The organism is Hymenobacter sp. HDW8 (genome assembly GCF_011305775.1).
In the GTDB taxonomy this organism is placed as follows: Bacteria; Bacteroidota; Bacteroidia; order Cytophagales; family Hymenobacteraceae; genus Hymenobacter; species Hymenobacter radiodurans.
Map to the genome: position 1 here is coordinate 1,928,153 of NZ_CP049907.1, position 19,151 is coordinate 1,947,303.

Here is a 19,151-nt window from a genome sequence, read left to right on the forward strand (position 1 = left end):
CGTCCTTTTTTGTTGGAGTAAAATCTGCTTTCTGCTCAGTTATAGGCTAACGTTGCTTCTTCGGAAAAGCGAACGGTCCGTGATTTTAGCATTTCAATAATCTCTTCGTCGTTCTTATATCGGTCGCCAACGTTCACAAAGTGTTTGGCCATCAGGTCATATCGCTTGGTCATGAGCCAGGCGAAGAGGTGTAGCCAATGGATGCCTTCAAACACGATGGCATCGTTCTGCACGTATTTGGGCAGCGTTTTCAGAAAATGATTGGGGTGCTCGGTCCAGTGCAGGGCGGGGCGTACGTGGTGGCTGGTGTGGTAGCCATCGTTCCAGCACTTGTGGTTGTACTTGGTGTTCAGGCACGTTACGCTGTTATGGTAGGCATTAGCCGGATCAATCGGGTTCACGAAGGCGTGCTGTGTCCAGTTGCCGAGCATCATCACCACTCGTGAGATGATGAAGGGCAGAATAAACACCGCGAACGTAGCCGGGAAATTCACGAAGCTCAAACCAATGCACCACGCGAAAAAAGCCACCTCGCCCCGAATCGATTTGAAGTAGAACTTCTTCTTCTTTTTGCGGTCGAAGTAAGACAGCAGGCGAAAAATACCAACGGTAACGAAGTCGCCTAAATATTGTAGAAAGCCAAAAAACGAGTCGCGCTGGTAGCTCATGGTGGAGCTGGTATCCTCGGGCATGTTGTTCTCGGCGTGGTGCATACCCATGTGGTGGGTATAATACGTCTCTGGCGTTTGGCCGAAGAATGGCCCAATCACCCACGGAATGCACATATTCAGCCAATCATGCTGCTTTTTGAACAGGGGGCGATGGCATACGCAATGCAGCATTAAGCCGAAAGGGCCCTTAAAGGTGACGTTGTTCAAAAAATGATATAGCACCGCTGCCGACCACCAAATCCAATTCGGCAGGCCCGGGATATACAGCAGAATGGCCAGCGGAATAAGCGTGAGCGCAATATTGAATAGCAGCCGCGCAAACGGCAAGTCACGCTCATCCTGGCAAACCTTCAACAACTGCGTTTCCAACCACGAGTAGGCAGCAGGCTTTTGATAAACCGGGTCGGTGAGGACGGCGGGAAGTGATTTCATATGGAAAATAGATTCTTGCGAATGTCCAGCGCTAGTTTACGCGGAATTGCGCCTCTGGGTAGCACCTGAGTTGCCAGGCAAACCAACTCAACTACAATTAGGTTGCAAGCTACGTGCTTGCCGCCACTTGCGCGACGATCTGGGGGGCATTTTATCTAGCTGTAAATCAGGCAACGGCCGAATTCAGCTTCCAACTCCGATCAGAGCTGGGTATCTTTACTAGATTCTTGTCCGCTTAAAATACTTGCCATGCCTACGTTTTCTCACCTTCACTGCCACACCCAATACTCCCTGCTCGACGGCCAGGCCAGCATTGGCAAGCTCATGAAAAAGGCGCAGGAAGATGGTATGCCCGCCGTAGCCCTCACCGACCACGGCAACATGTTCGGTGCCTTCAACTTCGTAGCCGAGGCCAGTAAATACAATGTAAAGCCTATCGTCGGCTGCGAGTTTTACCTAGTAGAAGACCGCCACAAGAAGATTTTCAGCAAGGAAAGCAAAGACCAGCGCTTCCACCAACTGCTACTAGCCAAGGACCAAGCCGGCTACCAGAACTTGGCCAAGCTCTGCTCCATGAGCTACATCGACGGCCTGTATTCCAAGTGGCCGCGCATTGATAAAGAGCTCTTGCTGCAATACAGTGAAGGCCTGATTGCCACCAGCTGCTGTATTGGCGCCGAAGTGCCCCAAGCCATTCTCTGGAAAACCGAAACTGAAGCCGAAGCCATTTTCAAGTGGTGGCTCGATGTATTTGGCGACGACTATTACATCGAAATCCAGCGCCACGGTATCCAGAACATCGACAACACCGGCAAAAGCCAGGAAGATATCAACCAAGTATTGCTGCGCTGGGCGCTGAAGTACAACGTGAAGGTCATTTGCACCAATGACTCGCACTACGTCGACCAAACCGACTTTGCCGCCCACGACCTGCTGCTCTGCGTGAATACCGGCGACGAGCACAGCATCCCCGTCGGCGACTTCCAGACCAACTATTTCACCCTGGTTAGCGGCGACAAAAAGGTCATCTATGACACCCTCGAAAACGTGCGCCGCGACCACGGCCGCGACGATGCCGTGCGCCGGCAGCTCCAGCGCATCGACGAGGAAATGCAGATGCCGCGCCCCCGCTCCCGCTTCGGCTTCCCCAACGACCAGTTCTACTTCAAGAGCCAGGCTGAGATGGCAGCCCTCTTCCATGACGTGCCCGAGGCACTTGACAACACCAACGAAATTGTTGACAAAATCACGCCGCCCAAGCTCCAGCGTGACATTTTGCTTCCCAACTTCCCCATTCCGCCCGAGCACGCCAACGCCGACGCCTATCTGCGTCACCTTACATTCCTGGGGGCCTTTTCAGGTCCTAAGCCGCGCTACTCCGAGCGCACGGCTGAGGTAGAGGAGCGCCTGAACTTTGAGCTGAACGTTATCAGCACGATGGGCTTTGCGGGCTACTTCCTCATTGTGCAGGACTTTATCAACAAAGGCCGAAGCATGGGCGTAGCCGTAGGTCCGGGCCGGGGCTCGGCGGCGGGCTCGGCGGTGGCTTACTGTGTGGGCATCACCAACATTGACCCCATTAAGTACTCCCTCCTGTTCGAGCGTTTCCTGAACCCGGAGCGGGTTTCCATGCCCGATATTGACATTGACTTTGACGACGTGAATCGTCAAAAAGTCATTGACTACGTGGTAGATAAGTATGGTCGCAACCAGGTAGCCCAGATTATCACCTTCGGGACCATGGCCGCCAAATCGTCGATCAAGGACGTGGCGCGGGCCTTAGAGCTGCCACTGCCCCAGACCAATGAGCTGACCAAGATGGTGCCTGAGCAAGTAGGCACCACGCTGGCCAAGGCGTTTGCCGAAGTACAGGAGTTGGACATGATTCGGCGCGACGACTCGCCGGGTAACCTGAAAGGCCAGATTCTGCGCCTCGCCGAGCAGCTCGAAGGCTCCATGCGCAACACCGGCATCCACGCCGCCGGCATCATCATCGCCCCCGACGACATCACCAAGTACATTCCGGTATCCACGTCCAAGGAATCGGAGCTGCTCATCACCCAGTTCGACGGCAAAGTGATTGAGTCGGCGGGCATGCTCAAGATGGACTTTTTGGGGCTCAAAACCCTGACCATCATTGAGGACGCGATGCGCCTGATTGAGAAAAATCACGGCGTCAAGATCGACATCGACGACATTCCGCTCGACGACGAGAAAACCTACGCCCTCTACCAGCGCGGCGACACCATCGGCACGTTTCAGTTCGAGTCGGAGGGCATGCGCATGTACCTCAAAGACCTCAAGCCCACCAACATTGAGGATTTGATTGCCATGAACGCCCTGTATCGGCCGGGCCCGATGCAGTTCATCCCGAACTTCATCAACCGCAAGCACGGCCGCGAGGAGGTAGAGTACCCGCACGAACTATTGGAGCCCATCCTGAACTACTCGCAGGGCATCATGGTGTACCAGGAGCAGATTATGCAGGCCGCACAGATTCTGGGGGGCTATTCCCTCGGTGGTGCCGACTTGCTGCGCCGGGCCATGGGTAAGAAGGATCTGAAAAAGATGGCCCAGGAGCGCGAGAAGTTTGTGGAGGGCTGCAAAAAGCTGCACAACATTCCGGCGAAGAAAGCTTCCGAGGTCTTCGACGTGATGGAGAAGTTTGCGGCCTACGGCTTCAACCGCTCCCACTCCGCTGCCTATTCGGTGGTAGCCTACCAGACGGGGTACCTCAAGGCCAACTACCCCGCTGAGTATATGGCGGCAGTGCTCACCAACAACATGGGCGACATCAAGAAAGTGACTTTCTTCATCGAGGAAGCCCGCAAGCAAGGTGTGCAGGTACTGGGCCCCGACGTGAACGAGAGTATCATGAAGTTCAACGTAAACCAGGAGGGCAAAATCCGTTTTGGCCTGGCCGCGGTGAAGGGTGCCGGCGAAGCTGCCGTGGAAGAACTGGTGCAGGAGCGCGAGAAAAATGGCCCCTATAACGACGTGTTCGACTTCGCGAAGCGTGTAAATCTGCGGGCCGTTAATAAGAAAACCTTCGAGAGCCTGGCCCAAGCCGGCGCCTTCGACTCGTTTGAGCGCTACCACCGCCGTCAGTTCATCGAAGCACCCTCCGGCGACCAGAACCTGATTGAGAAGGCCATGCGCATGGGCCAGCAGCACCAAGCTGCTAAGGAATCAGCTCAGCACAGCTTATTTGGTGCGGGTGCTTTCGGTGCCGTGGCGGCGCCGCTGCCCAAAGTGGCAGATATGGAGCCCTGGACCAATACCGAGCAGCTGCGGCGGGAAAAGGAAGTGGTGGGCTTTTACCTCTCTGGCCACCCACTCGATAACTACAAGCTCGAAATTGACTCCTATTGCACGTGTTCTCTAGAAAAGCTCGACGCGTATAAGAACCGTGAAGTCAACGTAGCCGGACTGATTACCAACGTAGCTTTCCGCACCACCAAGAACGGCCAGTCCTTCGCCGCCTTTACGCTGGAAGACTATGATTCGTCTTTACAGCTAGCCCTGTTCCGCGACGAGTACACGCGCTTCGCGCCCATCATCAACCCCCGCAATTACGCCAATGATCAGGTGCCGCCCATGTTTGTGCGCGGCAAAATGACGCTGCGCTACGGCACTGAAGATCAATGGGAGTTGAAAATCATGAACATGCAACAGCTCAACGAGGTAACAGAGAAGATGGCTAACGGCGTCCGCGTTCGTTTAGATCTGCGCACGGTTACCGGCCCTATGATTGACCGCCTCGAAGAAGCCATTCACGCCTCTCCCGGCAAAAAGCGCCTTGAAATTCAGTTTGCTGAGCCGCACGAGCAACTGGCATTCGACATGTTCTCACGCCGCTTTCAGATCGAGCCGAAAGCGTTTATCGACAAGATGCGGGAGATGGAAATGGACGCTTGTCAGTTGATATAAGGTTAGATAACTCATCAGACCGTCATGCAGAACGGAGTGAAGCATCTCGCTCGCTTCGTTGGATTAGTAATCCACCATCAGCACGCGAGATGCTTCGCTGCCGCTCTGCATGACCGCCTTATTTGATTTGATAACTAGCTATTTTTACAATCTGAACTTTCCGGCGTGCGGCTTGTTGAACTGCAATCTGCTACCTTGCGGCCCGTTTGCTCGTAAGCACTCAGATAACTACACCATTCAACCCCTACTATCATGGGACACAAAGCAATTGAGATCACCGATTCTAATTTTGAAGAAATAATCAACTCTGATAAGCCCGTGCTCGTGGATTTCTGGGCCGAGTGGTGCGGTCCGTGCCGCATGGTGGGTCCCGTAGTGGAGGAGTTGGCCGGCGAATACGAGGGCCGCGTTATTATAGGCAAGGTCGACGTTGATTCGAATCCGCAAACCTCCGCTAAGTTTGGCATTCGCAGCATTCCGACGCTGCTCGTATTCAAAAACGGCCAGATCGTAGATAAGCAAGTAGGTGCCGTGCCGAAGCACGTGTTGGCCCAAAAGCTAGACGCTCAGGTAACTGTAGCTTAAAGCGCCCCCTTTATTATATAAAAAGCCCCCAGACTTAGTTTGGGGGGCTTTTTTATTCTCCTTACACGTATTTAAAAATTTGTGTCGGGGTTGCTGGCACGCGCTTCACTAGGCGGTCCTTGGGGCGGCAGAGCGTTGCCGAACAACGTAAAGTTAGGCGTGAAGTTGATGGCAAGCGTAAACGTCATGGCAGTGGGCAAATTGTACTCGCGGCCCGGTCGGAAGGCAGGTAAGTTGGTTATTACGCGCCGGGCTTCGTTGTCGAGTTCGGGCGACAAGCCACGTACTACGTGCACATCTCCCACGTGGCCATCTTCGCCCACAGTGTAATTCACGAATACCTGTCCGGTCAGATTGCGTCGGCGAGCTTCTTTAGGATACACTGTAGCCTGGGCGATATGGCGCAGCAAGGCAGCTTCTCCACCCGGAAACTCTGGTGGCTGCCGCTTCTGAGAGGCGCCAGTTATGAGCGCTCCATCTGGTAGATAATAGGTCAGGCTAAGGGTACGGCCCGTGTATAGACGTTCAATGGCGCTTAGTTGGCCGTTGTCGTGGTAGTAACGCCATTCGCCGTGCGGCTCCCCTTTTTCGTAGCTGCCTTCCGAGCGTTTATGCCCATTTCGGTGTACGCTCAGCCACGGCCCCACACGCTCGCCAAGTTCATACTCTCCCCGACTGCGTACGCGCCCATCTTCGTACCAGGCTACAAACAGCCCCTGGGCTTTGTTATCACGAAACTGTACTTCACTGGCTTTGGCGCCTGTGGGATAAAGCCACGTAAAGACGCCATTGCGAACTGGCGGCTCAATGGCGCTGAGCGTGCCACGCAGCAGCAACGTACCCGCCAGCGAGTACTCGCGCACGCCAAATTCAGTATCACTTAGCAAGTCTACCACCCGGTAGTGGGTGGCGCTGTCGGGTACGGTTTCCTGGTCGCGGGCATTCAGGTAAACAGCCGGCAACGTTTGTGCCTGTGTGTGCACCGGCAGCCCTATCCAAGCGGTCAGAAACACAGCAACCAGGAGGACTTTCATACACACGGATCGCGGTGAAGTGACAAATAGAGTCGTTATCAATAGCTAAGTAGGGTCGTGGCGCAAGGATCAATCCAATTCAACTCTTATCTGTACTTAACAGCACCTTTAGGAGCAGCAGTGAGCTTAAAGGAGTTGAATAGAGCGATTCAGATTTTCCTCCAGAGAAATAAGCGTCTCGGTTCGCTCAATGCCTTCAATCAATTGAATTTGGTCGTGGAGCACATCGCGCAGGTGCTGCGTATCGCGGCACACAATGCGGGCAAAGAAGCCGTAGTTGCCGGTGGTGTAGTGAATGCTAATAACCTCTGGGATCTTACTGAGCAGCTTCGCCACGCTATCCGACACGGAGCTTTTAGTAAGGTAAATCCCTAGAAAAGCGCTTACCCCATAGCCTAGCTTCTGATAATCAACGCGGAGCGTGGAGCCGAGCACAATACCTAGCTCCTCCATGCGGGCCATGCGCACGTGCACCGTGCCGCCGGACACATGCACTTTGCGGGCAATTTCAGTGTAGGGCATTTTCGCGTCAGCGATGAGTAGAGCGAGAATCTTGCGGTCTACATCGTCAAGTTCGTAATCACGGGCCATTTTTGCGGTCTTTCATTTATTAGATTGCAACAAATCTAATCATTTATTAAAAATACTGTAAATTTTATCGATAAAGCTTACCATATTTTTACTTTTCGGAAGGTTCTACTACATTTGTCATAATCAAACACGAAAGGTGGTTGAGCATCTTGTAGGATGATGGAATTGGTAGACATGCCCTCCTCTCTCGGGGTAGAGATTCGGGAAAAACTGGTCCGGCGGCCGGCTAACTACTCTGTGAAGGTTCGAGCCCTTCTTCTACAGCTGATTGGGGATTACAAGTGGGAAGGGAAGTACCGGGACGTATCTGGGTGGGTACGTTCTTAATTGAGAGGCTGCATCTGGGTGGGTGCAGCCTTTTTTATTCCCCTTCCAGACGACTTATTCCAACTTTAGCTTCATCAAAAAGCCCCCCAGAAGTACTTCTGGGGGCTTTTTGATGAATCAGCTTACCTTTTACCGCGCGGCCATTGGCTGGGTTTGGCGACGATATTGGGCTAGGCCGGCATCCAGAAACTTCAGGAAATCGGCTACATCAGGCTCATACGCGACAGGCGCTACCAAGGGACGGTTGCCGGCTTCGGCGTTGAGTAATACATAGTAAGGCTGAGCATTTACGCCGTACTCTACTATTTGGAAGTCGGCGTTTTGCTTACCCAGCGTGTTTTTCTTCTTGTTGTCGCGCCGGGAAGTGTACCATTCGTTTTTGGGTAGTTCCTTTTTATCGTCTACGTACAGCGCTACCACGATAAAGTCTTCGCGGAGGCGCTTGAGTACTTGCGGGTCGTTCCAAACGGTAGCTTCCATTTTGCGGCAATTGACGCAAGCGTGGCCTGTGAAATCGATGAAGATGGGTTTCTTTTGGGCGATGGCGCAACGCTTCGCCTGCTCTAAGTCGAAAAAGCCGGTTAATCCGTGGGGCAATTCCAGGAAGTCGCCGTAAAGAGGCGTTTCACAAATCTTGTTGGCAGCGGTAGTGGCTAGTGGAGCTACAGAATTGCCCCCCGACGCTGCCAGCGTGAAGTCGCGATTCGACTGAGGTGGTAAGTAGCCGGCCAAGAGCGGCAAGGGGGCGCCAAATAAGCCAGGCACCAGATAAGTCATGAAGCTGAACGCCAGAATGGCCAGCAGCAAACGCGGCACACTTAAATGGGTGATTTCGCTGTCGTGGGATAGTTTGAACTTGCCTAGCAAATACAGCCCCAGCAACGCCGAAAGCACAATCCAGAGCACGAGGTACACGTCGCGGTTGAGCAGGCCCCAGTGATACGCCAAGTCGGCCATGCTCAAGAATTTGAGAGCTAGCATAAGCTCCACAAAGCCCAACACTACTTTTACCGTATTCAACCAGCCGCCGGAACGCGGTAGGCTTTTGAGCCAGGATGGAAAGATGGCGAACAGGGTAAACGGCAAGGCGAAGGCCAACGAAAACCCAAACATGCCAACTACCGGCATAATGGTTTCACCACGCGCCGCCAAACCCAACACAGTAGCTACAATGGGACCCGTGCACGAAAACGACACTAGCACCAATGTGAAAGCCATAAAGAACACGCCCAACCAGCCGCCTTTATCGGCCTGAGCATCGGCTTTATTCACGAGCGCATTGGGCAGCGTAATCTCGAATAGCCCAAGAAAGGAGAGGCCGAAGATTACGAAAACTGCAAAGAATATCAGGTTAGGCAGCCAGTGAGTTGCCATAAAATTGGGACCGTCCTCACCTAGTAAGCGTGCTACGATAACACCAATGATGGTGTAAATCAGAATGATGGACAAGCCATAAACCAAGGCTTTCATGATGCCCCGCGCCCGGCTGTCGGTGCCGCCGGTGAAGAAAGATACCGTCATGGGCACCATGGGAAATACGCAGGGCGTGATAAGGGCTGCTAATCCGGAGAAGAAGGCCAACACGCCAAACCCCCACATACTACCCGTGCCGGAAGCATCGGTAGCGGGAGCCGCAGCGCCTACAGAGGCAGTAGTTACGGAAGCTGCTGGTGCTACCACCGCTGCTTGGGCTTCCGTAGCAGGCGGTGTAGGCGACAAGTCCGCGGCTGGCTCTGGCTGAGTTGGCGCAACGGTTGAAGTGGAGAGCGTTTTGCCCCCCGCATTCAGCCCGGCAGAGGCAGATGAGGTAGCAGATTGATTGTTGGCTGGAGGCACTACAGCACCAGTACCGGCGGCGGCAGCAACTTCAATCGGACCAAAAGTGAGCGTTTCATCGCCGGGAATGCAGCGGCCGTCTACGTCGGTACAGGTTTGGTACTCTACCTCAGCCTTAACGGTAAGCGGGCCGGGTTGTAAGAGCTTAATGCGTTGCCGAATCTGGCCGGTCTTTTCAAAGTAAGTGATGTCGCCGCCAAACGTTTCGTCGTACTTCTTTTTAGAGCCTACTGATTTTGGTTTGCCAACTACCGCATAGGCTGCGCTTTTCGGGAAGGTGAACGCGAACACCGTCGGGCCTAGGTCGGGGTCAAAATCAGTGGCGTAGAGGTGCCAGGTGTCGCTCATCTTCGCATTCACGATTAGCTCTATCTCATCGCCCACTTTGGCGGTCGGTTGGCTCACTGCCGTAGAAAGCTTCGTAGGCGTGAGCACTTGAGCCATCGAACTCGCGCCGGCGAGCAGGAGGAGGAGCAAAGAGAGCAGGATTCGTTGGGGCAGCATAAGATGATAATCAGTTCGAAGGCAAACAAAGTTCGGTAGGAAGTGTCACACTTTCGCGGATAGAGGTTGCGCACGACATTTATACCGCTTGATTTCGCCCCCCAGGCACTAATATGACCAGAGCCCGAACCGCTTGGACAGAATCTCGTACTTTTGTAGTTATATAGGAGACTTGGCCGCGTGAGCCGAAGTTTCCGACACTATGGCCTTAAATATTCTTTTTACCATTTTGCTAGTGTTAGCGAATGGGTTTTTCGTAGCAGCCGAATTTGCTATTGTCAAAGTACGCGCCTCGCAGATAGACATCCGGGCGCAGGAGGGCAACCGCTTTGCGAAGGTAACGCAGGGCATCCTAGCGCACCTGGATGCGTATCTCTCGGCCACTCAGCTCGGTATCACCTTGGCCTCCCTTGGCTTAGGCTGGATCGGTGAAAGCGTTGTTTCCCAAATCATTATCGCTTTCATGGACGCGGTTGGCTTTCAGGCCGACCCTGAATTAGCGCATCGCATCGCGCTACCCACGTCCTTTGCCGTGATTACGGTACTGCACATCGTGTTTGGCGAATTGGCCCCGAAGTCGCTCGCTATTCAGCGGCCCGAGTCGGTCAGCCTCTTTGTGGCGCTGCCAATGCAGTTCTTCTACTTCGTATTCCGGCCTTTTATCTGGGTACTGAACGGGCTTTCCAACTTCTTCCTGAAAAGCGTTGGCATTACGCCCATTCACGGCTCGGAAGTTCATACGGCCGAAGAGCTTCGCATGCTACTCGATCAGAGCAAGCAAAGCGGCGAGATTCAGGATTCGGAGCACGAGCTAATTGAAAATGTCTTTCAGTTTAATGATCGGATGGTGAAGCAAATCATGGTGCCCCGCACCAAAATTGCCGCCATCGACATAAATGCCCCCAGGACCAGGTACTCGAAACCGTGTACAGTGAGGGCTATTCGCGCATTCCGGTGTACGAGGGCTCCATCGATAATATCGTGGGTATTCTTTACGTGAAGGACTTGCTTCAGCTGATTCGGCGGAATGAGTCGGTAGAGCTAGCCAAAATCATGCGGCCGGCTTACTTCGTGCCGGAAACCAAGAAAATTAACCGCCTGCTGCGCCAGTTTCAGCGCAAGCACATGCACATCGCCATCGTCTCCGACGAGTTTGGTGGCGTGTCGGGTATCGTCACCATCGAGGATATTATCGAAGAGCTAGTAGGCGAAATTCAGGACGAGTACGATAACGAAGTGCCCGTGGTAGAGAAAGTATCGGCCGATGAGTACCGGGTGAATACCTCCACCGCCATTTCGGATGCCAACGAGTACTTGCCCTATCCGCTGCCCGAAGGTGACGACTACGAAACCGTGGGCGGCCTGCTCAATATGATTTATGGCAACATCCCGGAAGTAAACGACGTGGCCGTTGTCGATAACTACGAATTCCGGGTGTTGAAGCGCTCCCGCCGCGCCGTGGAGCTAGTGCAGCTTCGGGTAATTACCACCGCCGAGCGTGAGGCAGAGGCCGACGAAGCACTGAACTTGTAAGCTATCAGCTTCCCGTTAGGATCATAAAAAAGCCCCCAGAAATATTCTGGGGGCTTTTTTGTAGTGTATAGGGCTATTGCTGAAACCAGCTAGCGTACAGCACATAGTTATCGGCGGTGCGGGCAATCATGGCGCGTTGCTCCTCGCTTACGGGCTTGATTTTGCGGGCCGGAATCCCAGCGTACAGATAGCCAGGCTCGCACTGCGTATTTTCTAGCACCACTGCGCCCGCCGCCACAATACAGCCCGCGCCCACTACCGCATGGTCCATTACGATGGCCCCCATGCCAATGAGCACATCGTCTTCCACGGTGCAGCCGTGCACAATGGCCCGGTGGCCGATGCTCACCCGCGCCCCAATTGTGGTGGCTGCCTTCTGATAAGTGCAATGGATAACGGCGCCATCCTGAATATTTGTCTTGTCGCCGATACGGATGCTATTCACGTCGCCTCGTAGCACGGTATTGAACCACACGGTACAATCATTTCCCAGCATCACATCGCCCACAATTGTGGCATTCTCGGCTACAAAACAATTGGCGCCAAGCTGGGGAGCAATTCTATTTACGGGCAAAATCAGAGCGGACATACGTAGGATGAATGGCTTAAAAGATTAACAAAGAAAGTCTAATATTAAGGCCCGATTCGACGCCTACTTATCTATTCATCATGCCATCCACCAACGCCCCTATCCTGCCCGCCCTTTTTACCGAACGTCAGGAGTTTTGGCGGCCTTGGTGGTGGCTCGCCCTAGCCATTCCGCTTGCCTTAGGCTTAGTTTCCTTCTTTATGGTCGATCGGGTGCAGGCCCCAACCGGTTTGAAGTGGCTAGTGTTAGTGGTGCCCGCTATCCTCACCATGGGTGTTTTTGCCCTTTTGCGGCTAGAAACACACTTTGATAAAGAAGGCATTTCCTATCGCCTCTATCCAATGAGTTGGCGCCGAGTAACTTGGGTAGAAGTAAAAAGTGCCCATGTACGCAAATATTCCCCCCTGGGCGAATATGGCGGCTGGGGGATTCGAGGCCTCTCTACGTCAAACTATGCTTACAACGTTGCTGGCTCCTATGGCTTGCAGCTAGAACTGCACAACGGCGACCGGATCTTACTTGGCACACAGCAGCCCGAGGCCCTGCGTCAGTTTATGGTGCAGCTACGACCTGAGCAGGTGCATTAACGAGCGAGCATTCGCTTCCAAGTACCTTTCGCTAAGTTGTATCTGAACGTGCTAGGCAGGGCCTGCCAGAAATACTTGCTAGTCTCCACCGCGAAGCTGGGCTGCATGTAGCAGTTAATGGTACAGCCTTCGCAAGCGGGCAAGCGGCCTTCCAGCGCCGCTAGCTGCTGCACTTCCCCCGACTGATACAACTCATAGAGCTGCCCATTAATCGGGAATTTCTTCTCCCCAAGGTGATAACAAGGTAGTACCAGCTCGTTGCTAGGCGAAATAACCAATGTCGTGCTGGCGGCCCGGCATACCGGTTTGGACACGTGGTTGCCGCCATCTTTGCGCAGCTGAATAAACGCTTCGTTGAGATAAACGCCTTTTCGCCGCCCGAAAGCCGACAGATAGTCCAGCTCGGCGGTAGTCAGCTGTTCGCCGGTGGCTACGCTGTTGTACTCAAAGGCCGGATTGATGATGAGGACAAGGCCATTGGGCTGGGTAATGTCGCGGTACACGGCCTCTAGCTGAGCTAGATTTTCTCGAAATACAGTGAAGAGGATATCCGGGCGCTCCCCTAGTTCTTTGGCTACCCGGATGCTTTCCAGCACAAAATCAAAGCAGGCGACACCACGGCCTTTATCATGCACTTCCTTCTCCGACGAGTCGAGCGAGAAATGTAGCATATCCACCTTGCCCCGCAGCCGCTCCGCGTATTTCGGATAAAGCAGGCAATTGGTAGTAAGCGTAGTGATAAAGCCCATGTCGTGAGCGAGGCCCACAAACTCATGAATCTGGCGGTGCAATAGCGGCTCGCCCCCCGTGAAGTCCACCACGTTTACGCCTAAACGCTGCAGATCGCGTAGGTTTTGGGCTACATCCTCTAACTGAATATAGGGCGATGGTTTTTCCCAGATATCGCAGAATGAGCAGCGTGCATTACACCGGTAGGTGACGTAATAATTACAGAGTACCGGATGTCGAACGAGGCGCATAGTGGCAAAGGTAGCCCATTATGAACGACGACTAATGCGGCAGCTTGCCCCAGGCTTCTTCCCAGCGCTTGGGCGTGGCAGCCATTGCCTCAGGCGTAGCGGGGCCGTAATGCTCCTGGTAGTAGTTGCAAAAGCCTTTTAGGGGGCATTTTGGGCAATCGGGCTTCAGAAACAGGCAGATCTTTTGGCCGTGCCAGTAGTTGTGCTTGTGAAAGTTGAGTAACACCAGCGCATCGGCAGGCAGTTGGGCTAGTAATAATTGGTGTGCTTTGTCGGCGGAGGCTTTCGGCGGAATCATGCCGACGCGCTGAGCAATGCGGTGCACGTGCGTATCCACGGGCAGCACAGGCTTATGAAAGTTAAAAAGCAGGACCAGCGAAGCCGTTTTTAGACCAATGCCCGGCATGTCCATCAGCCAAGCCAGCCCTTTTTTAGTAGGCCAATCTGCCAGAAAGTCCAGCGTAATCTCGCCATGTTCAGCCTTGATTCGGCGCAATATCTCTTGAATGCGTGGGGCTTGGGTATCGGGCCAGCGCGTGGTACGGACGGCGTGGGCCAACTCGGCCGTCGGCGCAGCCATCACGCCTTCCCAATCCCCGAACGCCTCCAGCATCCGATCGTAGGCTAGCTCCTCATCGTGGTGGGTAGTCCGATGCGATAACAGCGTAGATATCAGCTCGCGCATGGGCGAGCGGCGCGGGGTTTCCAACGTCAGCGGCGGATAAAACCCATTTAGAATTGCATGGTTCTCACGCGTTTTCTCAGCGGCTGGCGACTCGTAGGTAGTTGGCATAGCCGGTTGTACCGGTTGGGCTAACCTGAGGTTGCGCACCCGCTGGCATATTGATGCATACGCGCACAAAAAAGCCCCCCAGAAAGTTTCTGGGGGGCTTTTTGGAATCTATCAGCGAAGCTTAGATGGTGCCGCGCTCAGCAGCTTTCTTCAGCTTTTCGTTGGCATAAATGGCTACTTCTACGCGACGGTTAGCCGTGCGGCCAGCCTCAGTCGAGTTGTCAGCGATAGGCTGACGCGAACCGTAACCCTTGGTCTGGAAGCGCGAAGCGTCTACACCTTGGCTCTGAGCATAGTTAGCAACTGCTTGGGCCCGACGCTGCGACAAAGGATCGTTGATGGCGTCGTTACCGCTCGTGTCGGTGTGGCCTTCGATTAGTACGTTGGTGTCGCCGTACTTTTTCAGCGTAGCAGCCAGCTCAGCGATATTGCTTTGAGCAGTAGAAGTCAGGTTAGACGAGTTCTTAGCGAACAGGATACCGGAGTCGAACGTAATTTTGATGCCTTCTCCTACGCGCTCTACCTTGGCACCGGCCATTTCGCGCTTCAGTTCAGCAGCTTGCTTATCCATGCGGCGGCCAATGAGGGCACCACCGGCACCACCTACGGCTGCACCGATAATAGCACCACCAGCGGTGCTGTTTTTGCCACCAAGCACGCGGCCCAGTACGCCGCCAGCTACGGCACCAGCACCAGCACCAATCAGACCGCCTTTAGCGGTTTTGCTCATTGGCTTCTTGGTGGTCGTGTCTTGGGCTTGGGCGAAATTGCCCCCTAACAGCAACAGGGCTAGTATAAAGGCGATGTACGAACGGGAAGTTTTCATGATGTAATGTAAAGGGGTTTGTTTTGGTATTCGTTGGTAAAAGGCTGGTTAAGGGTTTGGAATAAATTACCTTCCATGGCTAGATGAAAGGCAACCACCTTGCCAAACTCCTGCTCCTATCCTATTCACCCACAAAAAAGTACCCTTACGCACTCGTAAAGGGCTTTTTCTGAAGCGAATATAGTTGAGTTAATTTTGGTAGAAACTAAAAAGGCTGCCCTTCATCGGGGCAGCCTTTTGTTAGAACAACCAATTGGCAAGGTCTAACTAGTCTTTCTTCGTGTACTCCCGGTGCCGGACGGGGTCCTTCTTCTTGTCGCGCCGCTTACCAATTAAGGCGCCACTTACGGCACCTGCGCCAGCACCAATAACGGCGCCCTTGCCCCGGTCGCCTTTACCGGCGATGATAGCACCTGCCGCAGCCCCCGTACCGGCGCCAATAACGGCGCCCTTGCCTTTACGGCTCCAGCCTTTTTTTACGGGCTGAGTGTCGCTTTGGGCCAGAGCAGTATTACTTCCTAAAAACAGCATGGCCGCAGCCACAGCAAAATACACGCGAAGAGTTTTCATGATTTTTCTCGTTAGGTGGTCCGATCAAATCGGTGATAATCTGAGCGGTAAACGATAATCAGGCTGTTTAGGTTAGCCCAAAATAGCTGCGACAATATCATGTACAGTTCAGCTTACCTATTACGCAAAAAAGGCCACCCTAATGGGCGGCCTTTCTACAATTTACAGCTAAAGCGTGGCGCTTATAGGCGGCCTTCTTCGGCGGCTTTCTTCATCTTTTCGTTGGCGTAGATGGCAATTTCTACCCGACGGTTAGCCTGCTTACCGGCTTCGGTGGTGTTATCAGCAATTGGCTGCGACGAGCCATAGCCCTTGGTCTGGATGCGCGAAGCATCTACACCTTTAGAAGTAGTGTAGTTAGCTACTGCCTGCGCCCGGCGCTCGGAGAGCGGCTGGTTGATAGCGTCCGAACCACTAGCATCCGTGTGGCCTTCCACCAAGATGTTGGTGTCTGGATACTTCTGTAGCGTAGCAGCCATTTTGTCGATTTCTGTCATCGAAGCCTGACGCAGCGTTGCAGCGTTCGTATCGAAGAGGATACCGGAGTCGAAGGTAATTTTGATGCCTTCTCCTACGCGCTCAACTTTGGCGTTCTGCATATCGCGCTGCAGTTCCTCGGCTTGCTTGTCCATACGACGGCCGATAAGAGCACCGCCCGTACCGCCCACGGCTGCACCAATAATAGCGCCCGCTGCCGTACCCGACTTACCACCAATCACACGCCCTAGCACAGCACCTGTTACGGCACCAGCACCAGCACCAATGGCACCACCCTTCACCGTACGGCTGGTACCAGTCTTACGGGGGCCTGTGCCGTTAGCCGACGTATCGGGGCCGGTAGCCGTGCCCTGCTGCGACGTAGCGCAAGAGCCTAAGAACAGGGTGAAGGCCAGAAAAAGAGAAAGAATTGAGTTGGAGGATTTCATGGGAGAGTGTACTTAGTGAAACAGAAATTAAATGGGTAATCGATGATTTCAGTGCTGCTTACTGCATTTCGACTGAAAAAGTTCGTGGAATATATTACTAGTGCTATCAAAAACCTTGCTGGAACTCCTTGATCAGGTTTGGCAACTAAAAAAGCCCCCCAGATAATGTTCTTACGCATCTGGGGGGCTTTTTTGATGTTATGGTCTTCAGCTTCAGGCAGTGCCAGCTGTTCGGAGGCTATGTTGTAAAGGCAGCGCTTCTATCAGTACCTCAGGCGCGGGACGCAGCATAGTAAGCAGATCGGTAAGCTGCGCTTTGAGGTTCTTGCGGTCTACGATGAAGTCGAGGAAGCCGTGCTCCAGCACGAACTCAGCGCTCTGAAAGTCCTTAGGCAAATCTTTACCAATGGTTTCCTTGATAACCCGCGGACCGGCAAAGCCAATCAGCGCGCCGGGCTCCGAAATATTGAAGTCGCCCAGCATAGCGTAGGAAGCCGTAACGCCACCCGTAGTTGGATCAGTGAGCAAAGAAACGTAGGGTATGCCGGCCTCGGATAGCATAGCGAGTTTGGCCGAGGTTTTGGCCATCTGCATCAGCGAATAGCCGGCTTCCATCATCCTTGCCCCACCCGATTTTGAAATCATCAGGAAAGGGATGCGGTGCTGGCGGGCGTAGTCGATGGCGCGGGCTATCTTCTCCCCTACCACTGAGCCCATTGAGCCGCCAATAAATTTAAAGTCCATGCAAGCCACCACCAGATCGAGGCCATTGAGCTGGCCGTGTGCTGTGCGCACAGCATCGCGCAGCCCAGTTTGCTGCTGAGTGGCTACAATACGCTGCGGATAGCCTTTGGTATCCACAAAGTGTAGTGGATCGGCGGAGGACAGCTCGGCGTCAAGTTCAGTGAACTGATTATTATCGAACAGAACCTCGAAATACTCGGCCGAATCGATGCGGGCGTGGTGGTTGCACTTGGCGCAGGTATACTGCCGGCGCTTGTGCTCTACCATGGGCGACACGGTTTTGCACTCCGGACACTTGTACCACAAGCCGTCCGGGGTCTCCTTCTTATGCTCCGTCGGGGTGACGATGCCTTTCTCTACGCGCTTAAACCAGGACATACTTTCTATAATGAGAAATGAGGGGTAAAGAAGGGAGAATCAGAAAATGGGGGCGATTTTAAACAAAAAGAACGTTCAAAAGCTAGTTCCTCATTCATCCGTTTTCCTTCTCTATGAAACGCTAAGCAATTGTCACATCGCCGTCTAGGTACACGTCCTGGATGGCGTTGAGCAATTGTACACCTTCGGCGAACGGGCGCTGGAAAGCCTTACGACCCGAAATAAGTCCTTGCCCACCAGCGCGCTTATTCACAATAGCCGTTTTAACAGCTTGCTCTAAGTCGCCGGCGCCGAGACTTTCACCGCCAGAGTTGATCAGACCGATGCGGCCCATGTAGCAGTTGGCCACTTGGTAGCGAGTCAGATCAATCGGGTTATCCGACGACAAGCTCTCGTACATGGCCTTGTGGGTTTTGCCAAATTTTAGGTCGCGGAAACCGCCGTTGTTTTCGGGCAGCTTCTGCTTGATAATATCCGCTTGAATTGTGACGCCCAAGTGATTAGCCTGCGCAGTCAGATCAGTGGAGACGTGGTAATCTTTGTCAGCGGTTTTGAAGGCGTTGTTGCGGGTATAGCACCACAGCACCGTGGCCATACCCAGCTCATGCGCCCGCTCAAACGCCTGGCTCACCTCTATAATCTGCCGGTTCGACTCTTCCGAGCCAAAATAAATTGTTGCTCCCACAGCCGTAGCGCCTAGGTTCCAGGCTTCTTCCACCGACCCAAACATAATCTGGTCGAACTTATTGGGGTACGTTAGGAGCTCGTTGTGGTTTATTTTAACTAGAAAAGGAATCTTGTGGGCATATTTCCGGGCCACCGTTCCAAAGGTACCGAAGGTGGTAGCTACTGCATTACAGCCGCCTTCCACGGCCAACTTGATGATATTTTCGGGGTCGAAATACATCGGGTTCGGGCCAAAAGAGGCACCGGCAGTATGCTCAATTCCCTGATCGACGGGCAAAATCGACATATAACCCGTTCCGCTCAACCGCCCATGATTATACAGCTGCCCCAGCGAGCGAAGCACCTGCGGCGTCCGATTGGAAGGCACAAAGCAACGGTCCAGAAAATCGGGGCCGGGCTGGTGCAGCAAGCCTTTATCAATCGTCTTGCACTCGTGCTGAAGCAACGCCTGCGTGTCGGCGCTGTGATCAGAATAAGAGGCCATGCGCGGTTTTTTGGGTGAGACGGGAGCGGGAAACTATGGGGGGCAAATATAGGTCGAAAATCTCTTCAGAAGGATGAATGGTTGGAAGTTGGGGCTAGGCATGGTTACCTTGCTGCGGGGTGTTGCACGCAGTTAAATTTGCCC

17 protein-coding genes are annotated in these 19,151 nt (G+C 53.5%); 5 read left to right on the top strand and 12 right to left on the bottom strand.

What is annotated here, in order from left to right; genetic code table 11:
* Positions 1–35: 35 nt before the first annotated feature.
* Positions 36–1,103, bottom strand: coding sequence for a fatty acid desaturase family protein (locus G7064_RS07925; protein WP_166073172.1), 1,068 nt, complete (start codon positions 1,101–1,103; stop codon positions 36–38).
* A gap of 249 nt (positions 1,104–1,352) precedes the next feature.
* On the opposite strand from G7064_RS07925, the gene dnaE reads away from it, so the two are divergent.
* Together dnaE and trxA are read left to right on the top strand one after the other, a co-directional pair.
* Positions 1,353–5,033 carry a DNA polymerase III subunit alpha gene (dnaE, locus tag G7064_RS07930; protein WP_166073173.1) on the top strand — a complete coding sequence of 1,227 codons (3,681 nt, stop codon included), beginning with the start codon at positions 1,353–1,355 and terminating at the stop codon, positions 5,031–5,033.
* 252 nt (positions 5,034–5,285) lie between these two features.
* A complete protein-coding gene (gene trxA, locus G7064_RS07935; protein WP_084446370.1) occupies positions 5,286–5,618 on the top strand; it encodes a thioredoxin in 333 nt (110 codons plus the stop codon).
* A gap of 71 nt (positions 5,619–5,689) precedes the next feature.
* Here trxA and G7064_RS07940 read toward each other — a convergent pair whose 3' ends face one another.
* The 3 genes from G7064_RS07940 to G7064_RS07950 all read right to left on the bottom strand — a co-directional run bounded on the left by G7064_RS07940 (position 5,690) and on the right by G7064_RS07950 (position 9,883).
* Positions 5,690–6,652, bottom strand: a complete 963-nt coding sequence (locus G7064_RS07940) for an energy transducer TonB (RefSeq protein ID WP_166073174.1) — start codon at positions 6,650–6,652, stop codon at positions 5,690–5,692.
* Positions 6,653–6,778: 126 nt separating this feature from the next.
* A complete protein-coding gene (locus G7064_RS07945; protein WP_133271814.1) occupies positions 6,779–7,243 on the bottom strand; it encodes an Lrp/AsnC ligand binding domain-containing protein in 465 nt (154 codons plus the stop codon).
* Positions 7,244–7,699: 456 nt separating this feature from the next.
* Complete coding sequence (locus G7064_RS07950; protein ID WP_317172844.1) at positions 7,700–9,883, bottom strand: protein-disulfide reductase DsbD family protein; 2,184 nt, start codon at positions 9,881–9,883, stop codon at positions 7,700–7,702.
* Positions 9,884–10,112: 229 nt separating this feature from the next.
* On the opposite strand from G7064_RS07950, the gene G7064_RS23015 reads away from it, so the two are divergent.
* Positions 10,113–10,910: a hemolysin family protein gene (locus tag G7064_RS23015; protein ID WP_317172845.1), complete on the top strand. Its 798-nt coding sequence runs from the start codon at positions 10,113–10,115 to the stop codon at positions 10,908–10,910.
* Positions 10,865–11,443, top strand: coding sequence for a hemolysin family protein (locus G7064_RS23020; RefSeq protein WP_317172856.1), 579 nt, complete (start codon positions 10,865–10,867; stop codon positions 11,441–11,443). The genes G7064_RS23015 and G7064_RS23020 overlap by 46 nt, the downstream gene beginning before the upstream one ends.
* A gap of 73 nt (positions 11,444–11,516) precedes the next feature.
* On the opposite strand, the gene G7064_RS07960 is transcribed toward G7064_RS23020, so the two are convergent.
* Positions 11,517–12,032: a gamma carbonic anhydrase family protein gene (locus tag G7064_RS07960; protein ID WP_166073176.1), complete on the bottom strand. Its 516-nt coding sequence runs from the start codon at positions 12,030–12,032 to the stop codon at positions 11,517–11,519.
* A gap of 80 nt (positions 12,033–12,112) precedes the next feature.
* Here G7064_RS07960 and G7064_RS07965 point away from each other — a divergent pair, with 80 nt between their 5' ends.
* Positions 12,113–12,619, top strand: a complete 507-nt coding sequence (locus G7064_RS07965; protein WP_166073177.1) for a hypothetical protein — start codon at positions 12,113–12,115, stop codon at positions 12,617–12,619.
* On the opposite strand, the gene G7064_RS07970 is transcribed toward G7064_RS07965, so the two are convergent.
* The 7 genes from G7064_RS07970 to G7064_RS08000 form a co-directional block, all read right to left on the bottom strand.
* A complete protein-coding gene (locus tag G7064_RS07970; protein WP_166073178.1) occupies positions 12,616–13,599 on the bottom strand; it encodes a radical SAM protein in 984 nt (327 codons plus the stop codon). The genes G7064_RS07965 and G7064_RS07970 overlap by 4 nt on opposite strands.
* A 31-nt stretch (positions 13,600–13,630) precedes the next feature.
* Complete coding sequence (locus G7064_RS07975) at positions 13,631–14,392, bottom strand: endonuclease III domain-containing protein (protein WP_166073179.1); 762 nt, start codon at positions 14,390–14,392, stop codon at positions 13,631–13,633.
* 121 nt (positions 14,393–14,513) lie between these two features.
* Entirely contained in the window at positions 14,514–15,218 is a 705-nt protein-coding gene (locus tag G7064_RS07980; protein ID WP_166073180.1) for an OmpA family protein, read from the bottom strand.
* 267 nt (positions 15,219–15,485) lie between these two features.
* Positions 15,486–15,788, bottom strand: coding sequence for a YMGG-like glycine zipper-containing protein (locus tag G7064_RS07985; RefSeq protein ID WP_240935811.1), 303 nt, complete (start codon positions 15,786–15,788; stop codon positions 15,486–15,488).
* A 182-nt stretch (positions 15,789–15,970) separates the two neighbouring features.
* Positions 15,971–16,714: an OmpA family protein gene (locus G7064_RS07990; RefSeq protein ID WP_165963477.1), complete on the bottom strand. Its 744-nt coding sequence runs from the start codon at positions 16,712–16,714 to the stop codon at positions 15,971–15,973.
* Between the two features lie 213 nt (positions 16,715–16,927).
* A complete protein-coding gene (accD, locus tag G7064_RS07995; protein ID WP_133271807.1) occupies positions 16,928–17,836 on the bottom strand; it encodes an acetyl-CoA carboxylase, carboxyltransferase subunit beta in 909 nt (302 codons plus the stop codon).
* Between the two features lie 121 nt (positions 17,837–17,957).
* Positions 17,958–19,007, bottom strand: a complete 1,050-nt coding sequence (locus G7064_RS08000; RefSeq protein WP_166073181.1) for a class I fructose-bisphosphate aldolase — start codon at positions 19,005–19,007, stop codon at positions 17,958–17,960.
* Positions 19,008–19,151: the final 144 nt, after the last annotated feature.